The organism is Wolbachia endosymbiont of Tuta absoluta (assembly GCF_059414725.1).
This window is the reverse complement of sequence record NZ_JBNRJY010000451.1, coordinates 1-1,127: the sequence shown is the minus strand read 5'-3', so window position 1 is coordinate 1,127 and position 1,127 is coordinate 1. Positions and strand designations below refer to the sequence as shown.

The following is a 1,127-nucleotide window of genomic DNA, read 5'->3' as shown; positions in this document are numbered from 1 at the left end:
AGCAACAGAGAAAGAAATACTGTTAAAATACAACTAGAACAAAGGTAAAAAATATGGCTAAGAAAATAGAAGCTGGTGTTAGAAGTGCAGGTATAAATAATAAGTTAGTAGAGGAAATATTATCCCAATCTAATCCTAAAGAGTTATTTGGAAAGGATGGATTGTTTCAGCAACTAAACAACCCTCAGCTATAAGCTGAGGGGTTATAAAGTGGAATCGATTAGAAATCGATCATCATTCACAGGTTCACCTTCCTGTTCATCAATATAGTGCTGTATCATTTCATCAGTTATATTACCTGAACTGACTGCCATATAGCCCCTAGCCCACAAATGATTGCCCCAAAATTGTTTTCGTAAATGAGTAAATTCTTGCAATAAAATTCTTGAGCTAATGCCTTTTAAATACTGTACTAACTTGCTAAGAGATATTTGCGGCTTATATGAGATAAACATATGTACGTGATCACATGATATTTTCCCTGAAATTATATGTACTTCATGTTCCATACAAATCTGCCTCAGTAAATCTCTAGTCCTTTCCGATACTTTGCCTATCAATATTCTCTTCCTATATTTTGGTATCCATATAAGATGCACTTTTAAATCATACTGACTATGACTATTCTTTCTATAACTTCTCATATTTCTTGATATAAATTCATTGCTAAAGCAATTTCATTATATCTTCCCTTCGCCTAAAGGCGAGGGATTTTTGATCCCCGAAGGGGGACATTAAAAATATATGAACGTCGTTATCATGGTTTTAGAGAAGGAAAGAAAGTAAGGAAAATATCTAATCAAACTCATGTAAGTAGAACATATCCTGATTGTAGTCTTGTATCAAGACCTAGTGGTTATAAGAAGCTATGTTAAACACACTACTCAATTGATTCAAATTCACGTATTATAGTAGATTGTTATGTAAGTACAGGATCAGCACATGAGTGTACTGTACTTCCAAGTAGAGTTTGGAATATATTAAATGATTTTTCTTTTAGAGTAAAAGCATGGATAGCAGACAAAGGTTATGGTAGAGGTCCAACCTACAGATATTTTAAATTACTTGAGATTACAACTTATATACCTTTACATGTAGATAATCTTGGTGAAAGAAAAATAAGTAGG

At 32.7% G+C, this 1,127-nt stretch carries 2 protein-coding genes; one reads left to right on the top strand and one right to left on the bottom strand.

Annotation, left to right across the window (positions count from 1 at the left end; all coding sequences use genetic code 11):
- Positions 1-53 precede the first annotated feature (53 nt).
- Positions 54-194, top strand: a complete 141-nt coding sequence (locus tag ACJ5GX_RS04920) for a hypothetical protein (RefSeq protein ID WP_495292760.1) — start codon at positions 54-56, stop codon at positions 192-194.
- 9 nt (positions 195-203) lie between these two features.
- On the opposite strand, the gene tnpA is transcribed toward ACJ5GX_RS04920, so the two are convergent.
- Positions 204-644, bottom strand: a complete 441-nt coding sequence (tnpA, locus tag ACJ5GX_RS04915; RefSeq protein WP_095568239.1) for an IS200/IS605 family transposase — start codon at positions 642-644, stop codon at positions 204-206.
- Between the last annotated feature and the right edge of the window lie 483 nt (positions 645-1,127).

What these genes read in the sequence shown, in the direction of transcription:
- ACJ5GX_RS04920 (WP_495292760.1), top strand. Translation starts at nt 54, where the DNA reads ATGGCTAAGAAAATAGAAGCTGGTGTTAGAAGTGCAGGTATAAATAAT.
- tnpA (WP_095568239.1), bottom strand. Translation starts at nt 644, where the DNA reads ATGAGAAGTTATAGAAAGAATAGTCATAGTCAGTATGATTTAAAAGTG.